This is a genomic window from Streptomyces sp. NRRL F-5126, from assembly GCF_000721265.1.
In the GTDB taxonomy this organism is placed as follows: Bacteria; Actinomycetota; Actinomycetes; order Streptomycetales; family Streptomycetaceae; genus Streptomyces.
Map to the genome: position 1 here is coordinate 175,231 of NZ_JOFZ01000006.1, position 18,200 is coordinate 193,430.

Sequence of the window (18,200 nt, forward strand, 5' to 3'; positions counted from 1 at the left end):
CATGGCCCTCGTCACGCGATACCACTCAACTTTAGACTGATTCCAATGTAGGATGGTTTCCTGACCATGCCAGGAGGCCACCATGTACGAGCCGATCCGCACGAAGTCGGTCCACTCGATGGCCGGCCCGCGCCCCGACGTCCCCCACCGCAGCCGCGAGGAGGAGCTGGACAGCCAGCTCGCCGGCTACCTGACGGCCCTCCTCACGGTGACGGACGAGCTCGGCCTCGACGAGGCCGCGGACCACGTCCTGCGGGAGATCGTCCGGCTGCGGGGCGCCGCGCCCGTCCGCGCGGCGGCGGACGACACCTCGTCGCACCGCCCCGACCTGCACCGCCGCGCGGCCGCGGCGGCCGCCCGCGCGCTGGTCGTCGCGGAGTCCCGCGGCGACACGGCGGCGAGCCGCCTGCTGACGGAGCGCCTCGACGCCCACCGGGCCGCCATGAGCGAGGCGCGCCTCGCGACGTCGCACTGATCCGCTCGCGCGGACGGATCAGCGCTCAGCGCTGCGCCGCGTGCGCGACGAACCGCGCCCAGGCGCGGGGCGCGAGCGCGAGGTGTGCGCCCGCCACGTCCTTGGAGTCCCGCACGTGGACCGCCCCCGGGGCGGCGGCTATCTCGACGCAGTCGTTGCCGTCGCCGCTGCTGCTGTAGCTGCTTCTGAGCCAGGAAAAGGCGTGGCGGTTCAAGGTCGTCGAGATGCGGCTCATAGTTCTCCAAGCGGTCGCTCGATGAGGGCGGCCCGCGACACGCGTCAGCCGCGAGACACATGCGCCACGAAGCGGGCCCAGGCACCGGACGCGAGGGCGAGCCGTGCGCCGTCGGCGTCCTTGGAGTCCCGGACGTGGACCGCCCCGGGGGCGGCGGCTATCTCGACACACGAGTCGCCCTCGCTGCTGCTGCTGTGGCTGCTCTTGAACCACAGGAGGTCGAAGGCATCTCCGGCAGAGGTGTCGCGACTCATGTCTCCCCCAGCAATCGCTCGATGAAGGCCTTCGACTCACGAGGCGTGAGAGCCTGGGCCCGGATGATGCCATACCGCAACTCCAGAATACGGAGCTGCCTCGGCTCGGTGACCGTTCGCCCGCCGGCCACCGCGGGCGAACGGCCAACAGCCGCCCCGGTCTCGAACTTCAGGATCTCGATGCCGCCCGCCACTCCCGCGTGCTCCTCGCGATCCATCGGCATCACCTGAAGCTCGACGTTCCGCAAGTGCCCGATCTCCAGCAGCTTTTCGAGCTGTCCCCGCAGCAGTGGCCTACCGCCAAGCGGGCGCCGCAGCGTCCACTCCTCCAGCACGAAGCTGAGTTCCGGCGCCGGGCACCGCTCGAAGACGGCCTTGCGCGCCATGCGCGCCGAGGCGAACCGCTCGATCTCCTCCTCGGCGTAAGCCGGGCGCCGCATCCTGAGCAGCCCCCGCGCATACTCCTGGGTCTGCAGCAGACCGTGCACGTTCAGCGGATCGTAGAGCTGCAGCTCTACTGCTTGCGCCTCGGAACGGGCCAGATCCCGCACCTTCTTCGGGTACCGGACCTTGGCGACGTCCTCCTTCATCGCCGCCAGCAGGCCGCCCGCCGCGAGCACCTCGTCGGCCTTGTCCAGGTACTCGGGACGGGGGATCCGCTTGCCGCCCTCGATCTTGTAGACCAGGTCCTCGCCGTACCCGGTCGCCACCCCGAACTCCCCGGCCCGCATCCCCGCCGCCTCCCGCCGGAGCCTCAACTGCCGCCCCACGGTGGCGATCACAGCGACACCCCAGTCGTCGTCCGGGTCCACCTCCCAGCCGGGCCCGTCCGCCTCGTCCCCGGGCCGCTGCGTCCCGCCGTCCACCGTCATCCCCGTCCTCCCGTCCCGGCGCCACACCGCCTCGTACCGTCGCGCCCTGCCCGTGAAGCGGCGCCGACAGTCCGGACAGCACCGGACAAGCAACCGACAGTCACCGTACGCAACGGCCCGAACCCTTCACAGCGTAGGCACGGCCAGACACGGTGAGTGACGTGCTCCAGAAACCCGCCACCCCACCGGCCCACCCCGACCCATCGCTCAGCGTGCAGCTGTCGTCCACACCGCGCGGCGCGCGCCTCGCGCGGCTGCTCACGGACGTCCAACTGCGCGAATGGGGACTCCCGTCGGACCCCGCGCTCCTGATCGTGGCCGAGCTGGCTGCGAACGCGGCCACCCATGGCCGCGTTCCGGGCCGCGACTTTCGGCTCGTCCTCCGTCTGCACGCCGACGGCGTCCTGCGGATCGAGGTCACGGACACTCGGGGCGAGAGCCTGCCCGAGGCTCAACCTCCGTGCGCGGACGCGGAGTCAGGGCGCGGCCTGCTCCTCGTGGACGCACTCGCACACCGGTGGGGCGTCACGCACGACGCTTTCCCTCGAAAGACGGTCTGGGCCGAACTGCCCCTCGTGCACACGACAGGGGGACGGAACCGAACGAAGTCCCGGCGCACGCACGTTCCTCGCACGCTCGCTCGCGCGAGTGAAGAATCCGGCTTATCGGGATTTCCGGTCACCTGACCGCCTTACTCTCACCACGACAGCCCTCGACGCGCCCCGTTAGAGACAGGAACCATGGTCAAGTCGTCACACGAAGCGATGCACCGGATCTTCCAGCACGACCCGGGCCTCTTCAGCCGGGTCTCCCGTGTGCTGGGCATCCCGATAGCCGCTCCGGTGAAAGTGGCGGTGCTGCCGACGGATCTCACGGAGACCAATCCAGTGGAACGCCGTGTGGACACACTGCTGCGCCTGGAAACCGCGGAGCAGGGCGCGTTCCTGCTGGCCATCGAGGCACAGGGACGGCCTGCGGCCGACAAACCGGCGAGCTGGGCGTACTACGTCTCGTTCCTGTGGAGCAAGTACCGGCTGCCGACCGCGCTGCTGGTCGTGTGCCAGGACCGCGGCACCGCACACTGGGCCCAGCGGCCCGTGTCCAGCGGCCCACCCGGACTGCCCACACTCACCGTGCAGCCCGTCGTCGCGGGCCCGCACAACATGCCGGTGATCACCGATCCAGAGGAGGCCCGCGCCGACCTGGCGCTCGCCACCCTGGCAGCGATCACCCACGCCGCGAACCCGGACATTGGTACCGTATTGAGGGCCTTGTCCACCGCTCTCAAAGACGTCCCCGAGGACGAAGCAGATCCGATCATCGAATTCACCGCGCAGGGCATGGGCAAGCGCCCGGCAAGGACCTCTGGAGGAAACTGGTGGCCGTGGACCTCTCTTTCTACAAGTCGTACCTCTCGGAAGAAATCCGCGACGAAGGCCGGGCGCAGGGCACGGCCCAGCGCGGCGCTGAGGACGTCCTGCTGGTGCTGGAGCAGCGGGGCCTCGACGTCTCCGACGACGCCCGCACACGCGTCATGGACTGCGACGACCCCGAGACCCTCCGCCAGTGGCTGACCCGCGCCGTCACGGCACCCACGGCAGAGGCCATCTTCGAAGAAGAGGACTGACGCTTCTGGCGAGGCGTCCGCAGCCTCACACCTTCCGACGGGAGTCCGATAGCGATGGCTTTCTCCGGCGCCATCACAACGACAACACCCTACGGAACGCGCGCTCACCGACGCCGAGCCGGCAAAAGACCTCTGGAGGGAACTCGTGACTATGGACCTCTCTTTCTACACGTCGTACCTCTCGGAAGAAATCCGCGACGAGGGCAGGGCTCAAGGACGCGACGAAGGCCGGGCGCAGGGCACGGCCCAGCGCGGCGCTGAGGACGTCCTGCTCGTGCTGGAGCAGCGGGGCCTCGACGTCTCCGACGATGTCCGCACACGTGTCACCGACTGCAGCGACCCCGAGACCCTCCGCCAGTGGCTGGCCCGCGCCCTCACAGCAGCCACGGCGGAGGACATCTTCGGCGAAGAGGGCTGACGCCCCGGCGGCGGGTAGCCGCTACCCGGCCGTCAGCCGATGCGCGGTGCGGCGCACCCACCATGCGCCGCAAGCCGCCAGCGCCAGCTGCCACAGCAGTTGCGGCACGGCGTAGGCGTGGCCCTGTGCCGCGACCTCGCACACCGGCGACAGCAGGGCGATGGCCGCGAGCGGGCCGCGGGCGTACCACGCGGCGGTCTGCCACGGGCCGGTGTTGCCCATGGGGGTGTCCACGCCGATGGTGAGGTGCGTGGGCATGACGCCGCGGTACGAACTCACCAGCGCGGCCGCGACGAGCGCGGGGACGGACGCGACGAGGGGGATGAGCAGGCCTGCCGAGGCGGCGGACAGGGCGCACACGGCCGCCGCGCCCGCGGCTGCGGCGGGCAGGAGCAGCGCCACGGGTACCACTGCGTGCAGAAGCGCCAGCGAACGGAAGCTCCACACCAGGTTGGCCGAGCGGCGCACGTCGTCGCTCTCCAGGCGCGCCGGCTCGGTCAGTTGCGCGGCTGCCAGGTAGAGCGCCACGAGGGAGCCGACGACGGCGAGCAGGCGCGGCGCCCCGGCGAGCGATCCGGCGCCGCTCGACGCGCCGAGCGCCACGGCGGTCCAGGCGGCTGCCCAGCCGAGCCTGCGGGGATTGCGCAGGAGACAGGTGGCGTCCCGCCAGGGAATCAGCAGGCTCCCGTGCCGGGGCGGGGGCAGCCGCGCCAGCGGTGACGAACGCCGCGCACGCAAGGCGGGTATGCCCGCCCTGGCCTGGCGCAGGTCGAGCATGAGCACGGAGTCCCCCACCCGCGCCTCGACGGCCGCCCGCAGGCGCAGCGCGGACTGCGGGATCCGGGGAAGCTCCCGCACGCCCAGCAGCAGGCCGAGCGCCGGGGCTACGAGAGCGAGCGCCGAACCGGCGGCGGCCTGCGTGCCCATGGCCCCCATCGCCCACAGCAGTGGCTGGGCGGCCCATCCCCAGGGGCCGGACCACAGCAGTACCTGTGCGAGCACGTGGCCGTCCCACCCGCGCAGGCACAGGAGCGTTCCCGCGGCCGCCGCCGCGGCCACGACCCACCCGGCGGCGAAGAGCGCGCCGGCTCGTCGCGTCAGGGCTGCGGCACCGCGCTCGACCAGCGCGCCAAGGGCGCACGCCATCAGCGCGGCGGAGAGGCCGGTGGCCGCTCCGGCCACGGTCAGCAGCGCCCATGGACGGTCCGACACTTCCTGCAGCAGCACGCCCGCTACTGCCCCGAGAACAACGCCGACAGCGGCCGACAGGGCGGCGGACGCCCGCAGTCGGGGCAACAGCAGGTCACGGCGGCTGATCCGCGACGGCAGGAGCAGCTGGGTCGCCGCCCGGTCCAGCACCACGGGTCCCCGCCACATCGCGGCACGCGCCGTGAGGAGCAGCACGAGGAAGAGGACCGTGGGAGCGAGCAGCAGGGACAGCTCGGAGGCGTGCACGGGCATGCGGCCCGCACCAGCCGATCCGTCCGCGTGCGCCGCGTGCGACCAGCGGACCAGTGCCGGAACGATCCAGAAGCCGCCGAACAGGGCCGCGATGTAGAGGTAGAGCCACGCACCGCGCCGCCGGTCGGCGCGCGAGGAGGTCCGGGCCTCGCGCAGGAAGCGCAGCGCCTCGGCCGGGTCCCCGGGTCCGCCGACGTCCCGGCACGTTCGCGACGGCGTCACCGCCCGAGCCCGCTCACCGGTCCTGCTCCTCCTCCGGCGCGAAGTCGCCGGAGCCCGCCGCCATGGCATCGGGTCCGAGCCGGACGACGCGGTCGGCCGTGTCGTTCAGCACCTGGTGGTGAGTTGCCATCAGGACCGCCTTGCCGCTGTCCCGGTGCGAGGCGATGAGCTCGGCGAGACGCCGGCGGGCGCCGGAGTCGAGGCGCTGTTCGGGTTCGTCGAGGATGAGCAGGTCGTGCGGTCTGACGAAGGCGGCGGCCAGCAGCAGCGCCTGCGTCTGGCCGGAGGAGAGTGCGGAGGGCACGTGGTCGGCTCGGTCCGTGAGCCGGTGGGCCCGCAGCACCCGCTCGACGGCGCCCTCGGTGTCGCCGCCCATGCCGTGGGAGAGGGCCACCAACCGCAGGTGCTCGCGCACGGTCAGGTCCGGGTAGAAGGCCCCGGGATCCATGACCGACGCCACGCGCGCGCGGACGTCGGGCGCGTCCTCGTCGATGTGGTGTCCGCCGAAGAGGACCGTTCCCTCGGTGGGACGGTCCCGGCCTGCGGCGATACGCAGGAGCGTGCTCTTCCCCGACCCGTTCTCCCCGACCAGGGAGACGCATTCGCCGCGGTCCAGGCGCAGGCTCACACCGTCGAGCACGGCTCGGTCGCCGTACTGGCGCTTGATCCCGGTCAGTTCCAGCAAAGGCGCGGTCCGTTGCCTGCCCGCTGGTTCCTTCATCGTGCGGTGGCCTCCTGGAGCGCGTCGGTACGACACGGTACCCGCCGGGTCCGTACGCCGGGTCCGCACCTGCTGGGCGATCCAATTACTTGGCTAGCCACCTAATCGGTGCTACGTTTTATGTGTCCAGCCACGTAATTGGCATCGGTGGATCGTCCCGCGAAGGAGACAGCAGTCATGAAGGCCATCGTTTTCGACACGTTCGGCGGCACCGAGGTCCTGCACGAGGCGGAGATCGAGACCCCGCGGCCCGGCCCCGGGCAGGTCCGGGTCCGCCTGCGGGCGGTCGGTGTCAACCCGGTGGACGGGAAGATCCGTTCCGGGGCCATGGAGAGCATCTTCCCCACCACGCTGCCGGCCGTCCCCGGCGGCGAGATCGCCGGGGTGGTCGACGCCCTCGGCGAAGGCGTCGACTCGTTCGCGGTGGGCGACGAGGTGCTCGGCTGGTCCGACACCGGCGCCTACGCGCAGTACGCGCTGGCCGACGCGTCCGTTCTCGCCCTCAAGCCGGCCGGCCTCGGCTGGACGCACGCCGCCGCGCTGCCGGTGGCCGGTGACGGTGCCGACCGTGCCCTGGACCTGCTCGACGTCAAGGCCGGCGAGACCCTGCTCATCCACGGTGCATCCGGCGCGCTCGGCACCATGGCCGTCCAGTTCGCCGTCGCACGCGGTGCCCGCGTCATCGGCACCGCGGGGCCCGCCAACCAGGAGTACGTGGCCTCGCTCGGAGCCACCGCGCTGGTCTACGGCGACCACCTGGTCGAACGGGTCCGCGCAGTCGCCCCCGACGGTGTCGACGCCGTGCTCGACGTCGCCGGCAAGGGCGCGCTCGAGGACTCGATCACCCTGCGCGGAGGCACCGACCGGATCATCACCACAGCCGACTTCCGCGCCCGCGAGCTCGGCGTCGTCTTCTCCGACGGGCCCCAGCGCCGCTCAGCCGCCCGCCTGGCCGAACTCGCCCAACTGGCCGCCGACGGCGACCTCGCCACCACCGTCGGTGCGACGCACCCGCTCGCCGACGCGGCCAGGGCCCAGCAGGCCAGCGACGCCGGTCACAGCCGCGGAAAGCTCGTCATCACCGTCGACTGATCACCGGCTCCACCCGACCAACCAGTACCGAGGAGAATCACCGTGTCCATCGCCGACACCACAGACACCACACACACCACCGGCCTCGACGCCCTGTGGCAGCCCGCCCGCGCCGGGGACATCCCGCTCCCGCACCGCCTGGCCATGGCGCCGATGACCCGCGACCGGTCCACCCCCGAGGGCGTGCCGACCGAGCTGAACGCGGAGTACTACGCCCAGCGAGCCTCGACGGCGCTCATCATCACCGAGGGCACCCAGCCCTCCCCCGACGGCCAGGGCTACCTGCTCACGCCCGGCATCCACTCCCGCGAGCAGGTGGCCGGCTGGCGCAAGGTCACCGACGCCGTGCACACCGCCGGGGGCCGGATCGTCATCCAGCTGATGCACACCGGGCGCATCGCGCACCCCGACAACACACCGCACGGCCGCCGGCCGGTGGCACCCTCCGCCATCCGGCCCGCCGGCGCGATGTTCACCGCGGCCGGGCCGCGGGAGATGCCCGTGCCCCGCGCGCTGTCCGCCGGCGAAGTCGCCGCGACCGTCGAGGACTTCCGCCGCGCGGCCGCGTACGCCGTCGAAGCGGGCGCGGACGGAGTGGAGATCCACGGCGCCAACGGCTACCTCGTCCACCAGTTCCTTGCGGGCAACACCAACCAGCGCACCGACCGCTACGGCGGCTCCGTCGAGCACCGCATCCGCTTCGCCGCCGAGGTCGCCACCGCCGTCGCCGGCGAGATCGGCGCCGGGCGCACCGGCATCCGCCTGTCCCCCGGCAACCCCTTCAACGACGTCCGCGAGGACGACACGCACGAGCTGTACCCGGCCCTGGTACGCGCCCTCGCCCCGCTGGACCTGGCCTACCTGCACCTGATCCACGCCGGCGACGAGGAACTCCTCGGCACACTGCGGTCGCTGTGGCCCGGCACGCTGGTGCTCAACCGCGCCGGCGCCGACCTGGCCGAGCGAGCCAAGGACATAGCGGACGGCCGTGCCGACGTCGTCACCGTCGGCGCGATGGCGCTGGCCAACCCCGACCTCGTCGGCAGGATACGCGCGGGAAAGCCGCTGAACACCCCTGACCCGGCCACCTTCTACAGTGGCGGTGCGAGCGGCTACACCGACTACCCCACCCTCGGCGACGCATGAGGAGCACCATGACCGACCCCGCGTCCAGGACCCCCGGCACGGCGCGCGACGGCCGTCTCAGCTACGCCATCTTCCAGCTCGCCCGCACCCACCGCGGCCATGCCGCCGCCATGCTCCGCGACATGAACCTTCACCCGGGGCAGGAGCTGCTGCTGATGCAGCTCTTCGACCGTGACGGCCAGACCCAGTCGGAGCTGCTGGACAGCGCGGGCCTCGACCACTCCACGGTCTCCAAGTCGCTGCGCCGCATGCAGGAGGCAGGACTGCTCACCCGGGAGCCGGCCGAGCACGACCGGCGCGTCATGATCGTCCACCTCACCGACAAGGGCCGCGCCATGCGAAGGCCCATCGCGGACATGTGGCGGAGCCTGGAGGAGATCACGGTCCGGGACCTGACGGCAGAGCAGGCCGATGCGTTCACCGCGACCGCCTACACCATCGAGCAGGCCGTCAGGGACCACGCCAGGTAGGGCTGCCGCGCCGGGCTCGGCGAGCGGGCGGCAGCCCGACCGGGCGGTCACTGCGGGTTCGGTGCCGCCAGGTCGGGCTCCCGCCGCGTCGGCGGGAGCTCCCGGTGGTGCTCCCGCTTCGGGAGGATCAGCAGCGAGCCCGCGCCGATCACCGCCAGGACCGTCATCACCACGAATCCGCTGGAGAAGCTCCCCGTCGAGGTGACGATGAAGCCCATCACCGACGGCGCGACCACGCCGGACAGTGCGAACGACGCGTCCGCGAAGCCGGCCGCGACGCCCGGCTGGGCGGGTACCGCGTCGATCGCGGCGACCCACCAGATGCCGCCCGTGACGAAGCCGAGCCCGACGCCGATCGAGATGAACGTGACCGACACCGTCAGGGACGGCGCCGTGAAGATCGGGATCAGGGCCGCGCCCGAGAGCAGCAGTGCCACGCCCATGATGGTGAAGCGGGTGCGGGGGCTGCCCGTGCGGGAGAAGACGCGGTCCGTGATGACGCCGCCGGCCAGCGCGCCGGCCACGCCCGCCGCCCATGGCGCGACCGTGAAGAGGCCGACCGCGGTGATGCTGAGGTCGTACTGCGACGACAGGTACTCGGGCAGCCAGTACATGAAGCCCCAGAACATGAAGCCCCACGCGAAGTAGCCCACCGCGATGATCCACAGGTTCCTGCTGGTGAGCACCGGGCGCCACTGGACGCGCACCCTGGCGGAACGTTCCTCCTCAAGCTGGCCCTCCGCGATGTGGGCGCGCTCCGCCGCCGAGACCCGCGGGTGCTCGTCCGGTGTGTTGCGCAGCAGTGCGTAGGCGACGACGAACCACAGCGCGCCCAGGCCCGCGAGGACCCAGAACATGCCGCGCCAGCCCAGGCCGGCGATCAGCTGCGTCACGACGGGGCCGCCGATGAGCAGCGATCCGGCGACGGCCACGCCGCCGACCATGGCGAGTGCCCGGCCGCGTTCCTTCTGCGGCAGCCAGCGGCTGACCGTACGGGTCGCGGCCGGGAAGCCGGGCCCCTCGCCGGCGCCGAGGACGATCCTCGCCACGAACAGGCCGATGAACGTGCCGGACACGGGGGTGACCGCGGTGACCACGGACCACAGGGCCACGCCGAGCAGCAGCACGCGCCGCGCCCCGTACCGGTCGACGAGCGGCCCGGCGAGGAACGCGAACACCATGTAGCCGATGGAGAAGGCGCTGCTGACATAGCCGTACTGGGACTTGCTGATACCGAACGCCTTGGTCAGCGGGTCGACCGCGTAGCTGACCGCGCTCCTGTCGATGTAGTTGATGACGATGAGGGCGACGATCAGGCCGAGCGTCAGCCAGCGCGCACGGGACCGCTCGGGGCGTGCGGAACGCACACTGCTCATGGGTTCTCACCTCACACGGGTGGGTCGGAAAGGCTGTGGTGCGTCATGTGCCGGTCACCACCGCGGACAGCGCGCGGGTGAGGCCCGCGGTGTCCTGGGCGCTGCCGATCTTCCATACCTCGTCTGCCAGTTCGCGGGCGGAGGCGTCAGGGACGGCCGCCGCGGCGGCGTTCGCAAGGAACTTGGCGGTGAGCTCCCCGGCGTCCAGTGGGTCCTGTGGGCTGCCCCTGTTGACCATGACCCGTTCGGTCACGGTCGATCCGTCGTCCGCCCGGGCCGTCAGCACCGCGGGGAACTGGTGCGGGAAGGCGGCCGTGCACTCCTCGTCGGCGACGCATGTCACGCGCGCCGCGAGGGCGAGGCGGGCGGGATCGGCCGCCGCCTCGTCGGTGAAGTCCTTGTGGAACACGCCGAGTCCGGCGCCCGGCGCCGTGGGGTCGGCGAGGAGTCCCGCGGCCACGGTGTAGGGGCCGCTGAACGCCGCGTGGTAGCCGGAGCGCGGGTGTGCCTTCTCGGTGGCCGGCTCCGCGATGGTGCGCAGGACGGGCGCGGGGACGCCGAGTGTCAGGGCGGTGATGCTGCCGGGGTCGACGCCGCGGCGGCGCAGCCGCATCGCGGCGTCCACGCCCGCGTGGGTGAAGTGGTTGCACGGGTACGGCTTGATGAACAGCCGGGAGAGCTCCCACCGTTCGCCGAGCCCGTCCGTGACTGCGGCGGCGACCAGGTCGGGGTCGAAGCGTTCGCCGCAGAAGGCCTGGAAGAACCCGAAGCGGCCTTCCAGCACCGTCGGCGGGCCCGTGAGGCCGAGCCGCGCCATGTCGGCGGCCACGACGCCCGCGTGTGCGGCCCAGCCGCAGTGCACGCGCTTGACGGTGCCGCCGGTGCGGTTGGCCTCGATGATGCCGGAGCCCATGCTGGCGGCGATGCCGATGGCGGAGCAGATGCCGTCGGCGTCGAGCCCGCGCAGCATCGCGGCGGCGACGGCAGCGCCGATCGCGCCGCAGATGGCGGTGGCGTGCAGGCCGCGGTCGAAGAAGACCGAGTTGCCCAACTCCTCGTCGTACTGGGCCATGCCGAGGCGGCAGGTCACCTCCACACCGACGGCGGCGGCCGCGAGCAGGTCGGCCCCCGACGCGCCGACGGCCTCCGCGGTGGCGAGGGCGGCGGGCAGCACGGGCGACGACGGGTGCAGGACGGACGGCAGGTGCGTGTCGTCGAAGTCGAGGCTGTGCGCGAGTGTGCCGTTGACGAGGGCGGCGGACGGCGCGGGCAGCCGCACGGGCGAGCCGATGACGGTGGCGGCGGGCGCGCCGCCCCACTCGTCGGCCAGTTCGCGCACGGCCGCGCCGGGGCGCTCGCCGAGGGCGGCGATGCTGTTGCCCAGCAGGTCGAGCAGGTGGCCCGTGGTCTTCTCCGCGAGGTCGGCGCGGAGCGTTCCGCCGCGTACGTCGACGGCGAAGCGCGCGAGGGTCTGGGCCGGTGTCGGGGTCTCGCTGGTGGCAGGGGTCATCAGGCCATCACCGCGATCGGGCGGATCGGGGAGCCTGTGCCGCCGACGATCCTGAGCGGCGCGACCACGAAGAGGAACGCGTGCTGCCCGGTGGCCGCCAGGTCCTCCAGTGCGAGGTGCTCCATGATGTAGATGCCGTTGTCGACGAGCAGCAGCCGGTGCACGGGCAGCACACTGTGGCCGGCGCCCGGTGGTATCCGCTCGCACGCGGTGGTGTCGCAGCCGACGGCCCGCACCCCGCGCTCGGCCAGCCACCGTCCCGCGTCCTCGGTGATGCCGGGCACCCCGGACTCCTTGCCGAGGTAGGCCACGGCGTCGTCGAACTTCCTTGCCCAGCCTGTCCGTACGAGGGCGACGTCGCCGCGGCCGGGCTCCGCGCCGCCGAGTTTCGCCGCGCGCTCCAGGTCGTCCGCGCTCACTCCGTATCCGCCGGGCAGCGTGCCGGTGCCGTGCGCGGCGGCCACGTCGAGGAGCACACCGCGGGTGACCATGGCGGGCGTGTGTTCCGCGCCGTGCACGGAGAAGGCTCCGCCGGCCTGCGCCTCTGCGGCGTCCGCGCCGCCGTGCAGCTTGCCGTCGTGGCTGACGTGGGAGAGCGCGTCGATGTGCGTGCCGACGTGTCCGCCGGTGATGATGACCTCGTTGGACGCGGAGCCACCGTCGGGCCTGACCATGTCACCGTGCCTGCGGGCCAGTGTCATGCGGAAACCGGGGTGGTTCGGCGAGCACGGCATGCCGGTGAACAGCGGCTGGCCGAGCTCGACGATGCGCGGGTCCGCCGGCAGGGCGTCGAGCAGCGGATTGGTGGATTGTTGTGGTGAGGTCATGGCCTGCCTTGCCTCGGTGTGGTGGTGTGGGGGCCGCGTGCCGCGCGGTGGGTGCGGTGCGGTGGGCCGGTGGGACGGCCGGTGCGGGTTGGCTACGTGTGGGTTGGCTACGTGTGTGCTGGTGCGGGTGTGGTGGCGAGGCGCGCGCCTCGGGGGTGTGGTCAGCCGGTGCGTTCGAGGACCCAGCGCGCCTGCGCGACGACGGCCGGATCGACGAGCCGGCCGTCGTCGTCGAGCCAGGCCGCGCTGCCCGCGTCCGCCGCCTCCCGCAGGGAGTCGACGAGGTGGCGCGCCCGCGCCACCTCGTCGGGCGCGGGTGTGAAGGCCGCGTTGACCGGCCCGATCTGCCTCGGGTGGACGACGGAGCGCCCGAAGTAGCCCTGCTCAAGTGCGTGTTGGGTGCTGCTGACGAGCCCGTCAAGGTCGGCCACGTCGGTCCACACGCTCTGCACGGGCGGTGCAAGTCCCGCCGCGCGCGCGGCGACCACGATGCCGCCACGTGCCCAGTCGAGCGCGTCGTCCGAACGTACCCGCAGGTCGGCGCGCAGGTCGGCCTCGCCGAGCGACAAGAGCGCCACCTGCGGTGCCGCGCAGGCCAGTTCGTAGGCGCGCTCGACACCGAGCGCGGTCTCGAAGAGCAGGTGCAGCGGCACGTCGACATGGCCGAGGACCAGCGCGATCTGCTCCCGCGTCTCGCACTTGGGCAGCCGCAGACCGGCCACGGGGGTGCCGGCGAGCGCCTCCAGGTCGGCCGTTCCGTAGCGGCCCGCCACGTCGTTGACCCTGACCCACAGCGGCTTCGGCCACGGTTGGCGCGCCGCCTCCGCCGCCCATGCGCGCGCCTCGGCCTTGCGGGCGTGCGGCACGGAGTCCTCCAGGTCGAGCACGACGGCGTCGGCGTCGCCGCGCATGGCCTTGGCCAGCAGGTCGGGGCGGGTGGCGGGGACGTAGAGCCACGACCGGGCGTTCACACGATCCCCCGTTCCGCGAGGGCCGCGAGCGCCTGCGCGTCCACCCCGTACGCGGCCAGCACCTCCGCCGTGTCGCGTCCCTTGCGCGGGCCGGACCAGCGGACGGCGCCCGGTGTGTCGCTGAGCCGGAACGGCACGTTCTGGAACCTGACCGTGCCGAGTTCCTCGTCCTCGACGGTGGTGATCGTGTCGAGCGCGCGGAACTGCGGGTCCTCGAAGATGTCACTCATGTCGTAGATGGGCGCGACGGCGGCCTGCGCCTGCTCGAACGCCTCGATGACCTCGGCGCGGGTGCGTTCGGCGATCCAGCCGCCGACGGCCTCGTCCAGCTCGTCCGCGTGTTCCGCGCGCTCGGCGCCCGAGGCGAACCACGGCTCGTCCACGTACTCGGGCCGTCCCACCAGCCGCATCACACGCTCCGCGATGGACTGGGCGCTGGTGGAGACGGCGACCCAACTGCCGTCCTTGGTGCGGTAGGTGTTGCGCGGTGCGTTGTTCGCCGACCGGTTGCCCGTGCGCGGCTGGAGTTGGCCGAGCTGGTCGTAGGCGATGGCCTGCGGGCCGAGCAGCGTGATCATCGGCTCGATGATGGCGAGGTCGAGCACCTGGCCCCGGCCCGTGCGGTCGCGGGCGCGCAGCGCGGTCATGATGCCGAACGCGGCGGTCAGCGCGGAGACCCCGTCGGCGAGCCCGAACGGCGGGAGCGTGGGCGGTCCTTCCGGCCGGCCGGTGATGGCGGCGAAGCCGCTCATGGCCTCGGCGAGTGTGCCGAAGCCGGGGCGCTTGGCGTACGGGCCGAGTTGGCCGAAGCCCGTGATGCGGGCGAGCACGAGGCCGGGGTTGATCGCGCTGAGCTCGTCGTAGCCGAGGCCCCAGCGCTCCAGCGTGCCGGGGCGGAAGTTCTCGATCACCACGTCGGCGTCCGCGACCATGCGGCGGAAGACGTCCTGGCCCTCGGGGCTGCCGAGGTAGAGCGTGATGGCCTTCTTGTTGCGGGAGAGCATCTTCCACCAGAGGCCCACGCCGTCCTTGCTCGCGCCGTGGCTGCGCACCGGGTCGCCCTTGGGGTGCTCGATCTTGGTGACGTCGGCGCCGTAGTCGGCGAGGAGGGTGGCGGCGAGAGGCCCGGCGAAGAGGGTGGCTATGTCGAGCACCTTGACGCCGTCGAGCGCCGCGCCTGCCGTGGGGCCGCCGGTGCCGCCCGTGCCCGTCCCGGCGCTGCCGTCGGGGCGGGCGGCGGGGCCGGCGGCGTCGCGGTCGGTGTCAGTCATGGGGAGCCGGATCCTTTCGTGGTCGCGTGGGAGAGGCGGATGCCCTGCCGGGCCGTCCGGCCGGCCATGCGCCGGGCAGGCCGAGCGCGGCGGAGATGTCGCGCGCCGCCTCGACCACGCGGGGCGCGCAGTCGCGGATGAACGCCGGGGTGACGCGGGAGCGCGGGCCGCAGACGGAGACCGCGCCGCGCACGGCGCCGTCGAGTCCGAACAGCGGCGAGGCGACGGAACCGGCGTCGGACTGGCGCTCTCCGTGCGAGCTGGCGTAGCCGAGTTCCCTGATCCCGGCCAGTTCCGCGCGCAGGTCGCCCGGGTCGGTCGGCGTGGTGTCGGTGAGCGCGGGCAGCGAGGCCGCCAGGATCTCCTCGCGCCACGGCTCGGGCAGGTACGCGAGGCAGCACTTGCCCGAACTGCCCGCGTGCAGCGGGAACCTGCGGCCCAGTTCCACGGTCATCTTCACCTCGTGGGTGCTCACGATCTGGTCGACGTACGCGCGCCCGCCGGGCACGAGGGCGCTGAGTGTGACGGTCTCGCCCGTGTCCGCCTGGAGCCGCCGCAGTGTGGCGGCCGCCGCCGCGCGGAGGTCGAACTCACGCAGGGCGCGGGCACCGAGCGCGGCCGCGCTGGGGCCGAGCCGGTAGAGCCGGCTCTCCTGGTCGAGCGCCACCATCCCGCGGCCGACGAGTGTCTGGAGGATGCGGTGGACGACGGCCTTGCTGAGGCCGAGTTCCCGTGCGATCCCCGAGACGCCGAGTTCGTCGGGTCCGTCGGTGAACAGCAGGAGGACGTCGATCACCCGGCCCGCTGTCTCGGTTCCTGGCTGTGCCGTCGTTCCGGGGTGGGTTGCTGTTCCGGGTCGAGTCGTCATGGGCCCATTCTCGCCTGCCCCCTTTTCGGGATGGCGGCCGGCCATCGCGTGTTGCGGATGCCGCGTACCGCTCAATGGAACATCAGAGAAACACCGGATTCCCGCGAGGTCAAGACCGAATACGCAGGGAATCTTTGAAATTTTCCCGCCCTCGCGAAGGGGTATTGACGTTTTCCCGAACGCGTTGGAATCATTGAATCACCAGAGCGTTCCGCTGAATGGAACAGTCGGAAGGAGGTGGCCACCGTGCGGATGGAAGCCGCCGGGCCGGGCGGGTCGGCCGCGCGCCACACGGACGACCTCGCCCACTGGGCCGCCGGACTCTCCTGGCGCGACGTGCCGGAACCGGTGCGCCGGCGCCTCTCGCTCGTGCTGCTCGACACCCTCGCCGTGACACTGGCGGGATCGCGCACGCGCGGCCAGCGCGCACTGAGAGAGGTCTGGCCCCTGCCGCCCGGCGACGCCCCGGTGCTCGGCGGAGGCGCGGTGACGGCCACCGACACGGCGGCGTACCTCAACGCGACGGCGCTGGTGTGCTGCGAGCTCGACGAGGGCGGCAAGTACGCGAAGGGCCACCCGGCGGGGCACGCGTTCCCCGCGGTGCTCGCCCTCGCCGCGTCCCTGGGCAGCTCGGGCGGGACGACCGCACGCGCGCTGCTCGCCGGGTACGAGGTGGCCGCGCGCTTCGGCCGCGCCACCGCGCTCGGCGCGGGCGTGCACCCGCACGGCAACTGGGGTGTCACGGGGGCCGCCGCGGGCTGCGCCGTCCTGCTCGGCCTGCCGGCACCGCAGGTGGCGGCCGCGATCGACACGGCGGCCGGGCTGCCGGTCGCAGGCCACTTCGACTCGGCGCTCGACGGGCACCGGGTGCGCGACGCCTGGATGGGCGCGGCGGCCGTGTCGGGGCTCGCCGCCGCACGGCTCGCACGCGCCGGTGTCGTGCGCAACACGGGCACGGCGGCCCTCTCGCTCGGCACCCTGCTCGGCCGCTTCGACGCCCCCGCCCTCACCGAAGGCCTCGGCTCCGACTGGCAGATCGGCCACAACTACTTCAAGCGGCACGCCTCGTGCTCCTACACGCACCCGGCCGCCGACCTGGCGCTCACACTGCGCGCCGACCGCCGCCTCGGGGCACTGACGCCCCACCAGGCCGTGGAGTGCGTCGACACACTCGACGTGGCGACGCACCGGCTGGCCGCGCCCCTCGACCGCACCCACTGGGACAGCGGGCTCGGCGCGATGTTCTCGGTACCGTACGCGGTGGCCGCCGCCCTGCTGGACGGCGAGGTCGCCCCCGCGACGGCCGACTCCACCGAGCACGAGCGCCCCGAACTCTTCGCGCTGGCACGGAAGGTGACCGTACGCGAGGACCCGGAGCTGACGGCGCGGCTGCCGCGTGAGCGCCCCACACGCCTGACGGCACACTTCACGGGCGGCCTCGGCACCGTGGAGCTCACCGCGCCGCACCCCGTCGGGGACAGCGAGCACCATCCGTTCACGGCCGGGACATTGGCGTCGTTCCTCGCCGGACTGCTCGGCGACCGGCCCCTGGTGGACACACTGGCCCGGCTCGCCGACGGCCTGCCGGACGCGGACGACGTCGGCCCGGCACTGCGCGCGCTGGCGGGCCCCACCACCGCACACGCCGCGTCCGCGGCCTCGGGAGGCACAGCATGAGGATCCTGTCCGTCACACCGGTACGGGTCGACGCGGGCGAACTCGCGCGCAGGCGCGACCGCTACCGCCGGCTGTCGCCGCCCGGCGTCGAGTTCGTCCTCGAACCCGCGGACGCGACGGCCCCCGCCCAGTTCGCCACGCGCGACGACATCGCCGCGTCGACGGCGTCCGTCACGCGCACGCTGGCCGCCGCACCCCGCGACGGCTTCGCCTACCGGATGCCGGACTGCGTACTGGACCCGGCCGTGCCCGTCACACCGGACGCCGCCCCTGAGGGGCGGGTGGCGCACGAGCGGGCGCCGGCCGTCGGCATGCTGCGGCTCACCGCCGCGCACCTGGTCGCGACGGGCCGCCGCTTCGGCGCCGTGACCCGCAACCGCGCGATCGGCGACGCGCTGGCCGAGCGCGTCGAGGAGTACGGATACGGCCCCTGGTTCGCCGGGGTGGCCGTGCTCGACCTGGACTTCGACGCCATCGCCGACACCGGGCGATGGAACGACGCGGTGCACGGAGCGCTCGACGGCCTCGCCGCGCGCGGCGCCGACGCCGTCGTCAACGGGTGCTCGGCCGTGACCGTGGACGAGGGTGCGACGGCGCACCGCGTACCGCTCGTGGACCCCGCCGAGCTGGCCCTGCGCCTGCTTGCGGCAGGGGCGCGGACCGGGGCGGATGCGGGGACAGGGACGGGGACGGAGGTATGAAGGACG

General features: G+C 72.8%; 19 protein-coding genes and 1 pseudogene. 9 read left to right on the plus strand and 11 right to left on the minus strand.

Translation table 11 applies throughout. The annotated features are described in order from the left end of the window. Nucleotides 1-82: 82 nt before the first annotated feature. Nucleotides 83-475: a hypothetical protein gene (locus IH48_RS0113615; protein ID WP_030903366.1), complete on the plus strand. Its 393-nt coding sequence runs from the start codon at nt 83-85 to the stop codon at nt 473-475. Nucleotides 476-500: 25 nt separating this feature from the next. Here IH48_RS0113615 and IH48_RS0113620 read toward each other — a convergent pair whose 3' ends face one another. Genes IH48_RS0113620 through IH48_RS0113630 form a run of 3 tightly spaced genes read right to left on the minus strand, consistent with a single transcriptional unit; the run spans nt 501 to nt 1,836 of the window. Beyond that, nucleotides 501-710: a DUF397 domain-containing protein gene (locus tag IH48_RS0113620; protein WP_030903367.1), complete on the minus strand. Its 210-nt coding sequence runs from the start codon at nt 708-710 to the stop codon at nt 501-503. Between the two features lie 44 nt (nt 711-754). Further along, nucleotides 755-964, minus strand: a complete 210-nt coding sequence (locus tag IH48_RS0113625; RefSeq protein ID WP_030903368.1) for a DUF397 domain-containing protein — start codon at nt 962-964, stop codon at nt 755-757. Continuing rightward, entirely contained in the window at nt 961-1,836 is an 876-nt protein-coding gene (locus IH48_RS0113630) for a helix-turn-helix domain-containing protein (protein WP_030903370.1), read from the minus strand. Before IH48_RS0113630 ends, IH48_RS0113625 begins: the two co-directional genes overlap by 4 nt. Before the next feature lie 152 nt (nt 1,837-1,988). Between IH48_RS0113630 and IH48_RS0113635 the strand changes: the two genes are divergently transcribed. The 3 genes and pseudogenes from IH48_RS0113635 to IH48_RS0113650 all read left to right on the plus strand — a co-directional run bounded on the left by IH48_RS0113635 (nt 1,989) and on the right by IH48_RS0113650 (nt 3,881). Next, a complete protein-coding gene (locus tag IH48_RS0113635; protein WP_234434241.1) occupies nt 1,989-2,522 on the plus strand; it encodes an ATP-binding protein in 534 nt (177 codons plus the stop codon). A gap of 54 nt (nt 2,523-2,576) precedes the next feature. Then, nucleotides 2,577-3,463: pseudogene (locus IH48_RS34990) on the plus strand (hypothetical protein). A 151-nt stretch (nt 3,464-3,614) separates the two neighbouring features. Then, nucleotides 3,615-3,881 (plus strand): hypothetical protein, encoded by a 267-nt coding sequence (locus IH48_RS0113650; protein ID WP_420705478.1) that lies wholly within the window; start codon nt 3,615-3,617, stop codon nt 3,879-3,881. A gap of 21 nt (nt 3,882-3,902) precedes the next feature. Here the strand turns inward: IH48_RS0113650 and IH48_RS0113655 are convergent, their stop codons facing one another. Together IH48_RS0113655 and IH48_RS0113660 are read right to left on the minus strand one after the other, a co-directional pair. Continuing rightward, complete coding sequence (locus IH48_RS0113655; protein ID WP_030903382.1) at nt 3,903-5,564, minus strand: hypothetical protein; 1,662 nt, start codon at nt 5,562-5,564, stop codon at nt 3,903-3,905. A gap of 13 nt (nt 5,565-5,577) precedes the next feature. Next, a complete protein-coding gene (locus IH48_RS0113660; RefSeq protein ID WP_030903384.1) occupies nt 5,578-6,285 on the minus strand; it encodes an ABC transporter ATP-binding protein in 708 nt (235 codons plus the stop codon). A gap of 177 nt (nt 6,286-6,462) precedes the next feature. Here IH48_RS0113660 and IH48_RS0113665 point away from each other — a divergent pair, with 177 nt between their 5' ends. From IH48_RS0113665 to IH48_RS0113675, 3 genes are read left to right on the plus strand one after another with little or no spacing between them, the layout of a single operon-like run. Then, on the plus strand, nt 6,463-7,377 hold the full coding sequence (locus tag IH48_RS0113665) for an NADP-dependent oxidoreductase (RefSeq protein ID WP_030903385.1): 915 nt from the start codon (nt 6,463-6,465) through the stop codon (nt 7,375-7,377). 42 nt (nt 7,378-7,419) lie between these two features. Further along, a complete protein-coding gene (locus IH48_RS0113670) occupies nt 7,420-8,523 on the plus strand; it encodes an alkene reductase (protein WP_420705479.1) in 1,104 nt (367 codons plus the stop codon). Between the two features lie 8 nt (nt 8,524-8,531). Further along, nucleotides 8,532-8,993 carry a MarR family winged helix-turn-helix transcriptional regulator gene (locus IH48_RS0113675; protein ID WP_030903389.1) on the plus strand — a complete coding sequence of 154 codons (462 nt, stop codon included), beginning with the start codon at nt 8,532-8,534 and terminating at the stop codon, nt 8,991-8,993. Between the two features lie 47 nt (nt 8,994-9,040). Here the strand turns inward: IH48_RS0113675 and IH48_RS0113680 are convergent, their stop codons facing one another. From IH48_RS0113680 to IH48_RS0113705, 6 genes are all read right to left on the minus strand, one after another. Beyond that, complete coding sequence (locus IH48_RS0113680; RefSeq protein WP_030903391.1) at nt 9,041-10,369, minus strand: MFS transporter; 1,329 nt, start codon at nt 10,367-10,369, stop codon at nt 9,041-9,043. A 43-nt stretch (nt 10,370-10,412) separates the two neighbouring features. Beyond that, nucleotides 10,413-11,879: an MmgE/PrpD family protein gene (locus tag IH48_RS0113685; RefSeq protein ID WP_030903392.1), complete on the minus strand. Its 1,467-nt coding sequence runs from the start codon at nt 11,877-11,879 to the stop codon at nt 10,413-10,415. Further along, the gene (locus IH48_RS0113690) at nt 11,879-12,706 is read right to left on the minus strand and encodes a cyclase family protein (RefSeq protein ID WP_030903393.1); all 828 of its coding nucleotides are present in this window, start codon (nt 12,704-12,706) and stop codon (nt 11,879-11,881) included. The genes IH48_RS0113685 and IH48_RS0113690 overlap by 1 nt, the downstream gene beginning before the upstream one ends. A gap of 161 nt (nt 12,707-12,867) precedes the next feature. Continuing rightward, nucleotides 12,868-13,677: an HpcH/HpaI aldolase/citrate lyase family protein gene (locus IH48_RS0113695; protein ID WP_030903394.1), complete on the minus strand. Its 810-nt coding sequence runs from the start codon at nt 13,675-13,677 to the stop codon at nt 12,868-12,870. After that, on the minus strand, nt 13,674-14,948 hold the full coding sequence (locus IH48_RS0113700; RefSeq protein ID WP_030903395.1) for a CaiB/BaiF CoA transferase family protein: 1,275 nt from the start codon (nt 14,946-14,948) through the stop codon (nt 13,674-13,676). Before IH48_RS0113700 ends, IH48_RS0113695 begins: the two co-directional genes overlap by 4 nt. After that, nucleotides 14,941-15,816 (minus strand): IclR family transcriptional regulator, encoded by an 876-nt coding sequence (locus IH48_RS0113705; RefSeq protein ID WP_078849702.1) that lies wholly within the window; start codon nt 15,814-15,816, stop codon nt 14,941-14,943. The genes IH48_RS0113700 and IH48_RS0113705 overlap by 8 nt, the downstream gene beginning before the upstream one ends. A gap of 252 nt (nt 15,817-16,068) precedes the next feature. Here IH48_RS0113705 and IH48_RS0113710 point away from each other — a divergent pair, with 252 nt between their 5' ends. Further along, the gene (locus IH48_RS0113710) at nt 16,069-17,493 is read left to right on the plus strand and encodes an MmgE/PrpD family protein (RefSeq protein WP_051839859.1); all 1,425 of its coding nucleotides are present in this window, start codon (nt 16,069-16,071) and stop codon (nt 17,491-17,493) included. Then, complete coding sequence (locus IH48_RS0113715; RefSeq protein ID WP_051839732.1) at nt 17,490-18,194, plus strand: aspartate/glutamate racemase family protein; 705 nt, start codon at nt 17,490-17,492, stop codon at nt 18,192-18,194. The genes IH48_RS0113710 and IH48_RS0113715 overlap by 4 nt, the downstream gene beginning before the upstream one ends. Nucleotides 18,195-18,200: the final 6 nt, after the last annotated feature.

What these genes read in the sequence shown, in the direction of transcription:
- IH48_RS0113630 (WP_030903370.1), bottom strand. Translation starts at nt 1,836, where the DNA reads ATGACGGTGGACGGCGGGACGCAGCGGCCCGGGGACGAGGCGGACGGG.
- IH48_RS0113620 (WP_030903367.1), bottom strand. Translation starts at nt 710, where the DNA reads ATGAGCCGCATCTCGACGACCTTGAACCGCCACGCCTTTTCCTGGCTC.
- IH48_RS0113625 (WP_030903368.1), bottom strand. Translation starts at nt 964, where the DNA reads ATGAGTCGCGACACCTCTGCCGGAGATGCCTTCGACCTCCTGTGGTTC.
- IH48_RS0113650 (WP_420705478.1), top strand. Translation starts at nt 3,615, where the DNA reads ATGGACCTCTCTTTCTACACGTCGTACCTCTCGGAAGAAATCCGCGAC.
- IH48_RS0113690 (WP_030903393.1), bottom strand. Translation starts at nt 12,706, where the DNA reads ATGACCTCACCACAACAATCCACCAATCCGCTGCTCGACGCCCTGCCG.
- IH48_RS0113680 (WP_030903391.1), bottom strand. Translation starts at nt 10,369, where the DNA reads ATGAGCAGTGTGCGTTCCGCACGCCCCGAGCGGTCCCGTGCGCGCTGG.
- IH48_RS0113710 (WP_051839859.1), top strand. Translation starts at nt 16,069, where the DNA reads ATGGAAGCCGCCGGGCCGGGCGGGTCGGCCGCGCGCCACACGGACGAC.
- IH48_RS0113660 (WP_030903384.1), bottom strand. Translation starts at nt 6,285, where the DNA reads ATGAAGGAACCAGCGGGCAGGCAACGGACCGCGCCTTTGCTGGAACTG.
- IH48_RS0113715 (WP_051839732.1), top strand. Translation starts at nt 17,490, where the DNA reads ATGAGGATCCTGTCCGTCACACCGGTACGGGTCGACGCGGGCGAACTC.
- IH48_RS0113615 (WP_030903366.1), top strand. Translation starts at nt 83, where the DNA reads ATGTACGAGCCGATCCGCACGAAGTCGGTCCACTCGATGGCCGGCCCG.
- IH48_RS0113675 (WP_030903389.1), top strand. Translation starts at nt 8,532, where the DNA reads ATGACCGACCCCGCGTCCAGGACCCCCGGCACGGCGCGCGACGGCCGT.
- IH48_RS0113685 (WP_030903392.1), bottom strand. Translation starts at nt 11,879, where the DNA reads ATGACCCCTGCCACCAGCGAGACCCCGACACCGGCCCAGACCCTCGCG.
- IH48_RS0113700 (WP_030903395.1), bottom strand. Translation starts at nt 14,948, where the DNA reads ATGACTGACACCGACCGCGACGCCGCCGGCCCCGCCGCCCGCCCCGAC.
- IH48_RS0113665 (WP_030903385.1), top strand. Translation starts at nt 6,463, where the DNA reads ATGAAGGCCATCGTTTTCGACACGTTCGGCGGCACCGAGGTCCTGCAC.
- IH48_RS0113705 (WP_078849702.1), bottom strand. Translation starts at nt 15,816, where the DNA reads ATGACGACTCGACCCGGAACAGCAACCCACCCCGGAACGACGGCACAG.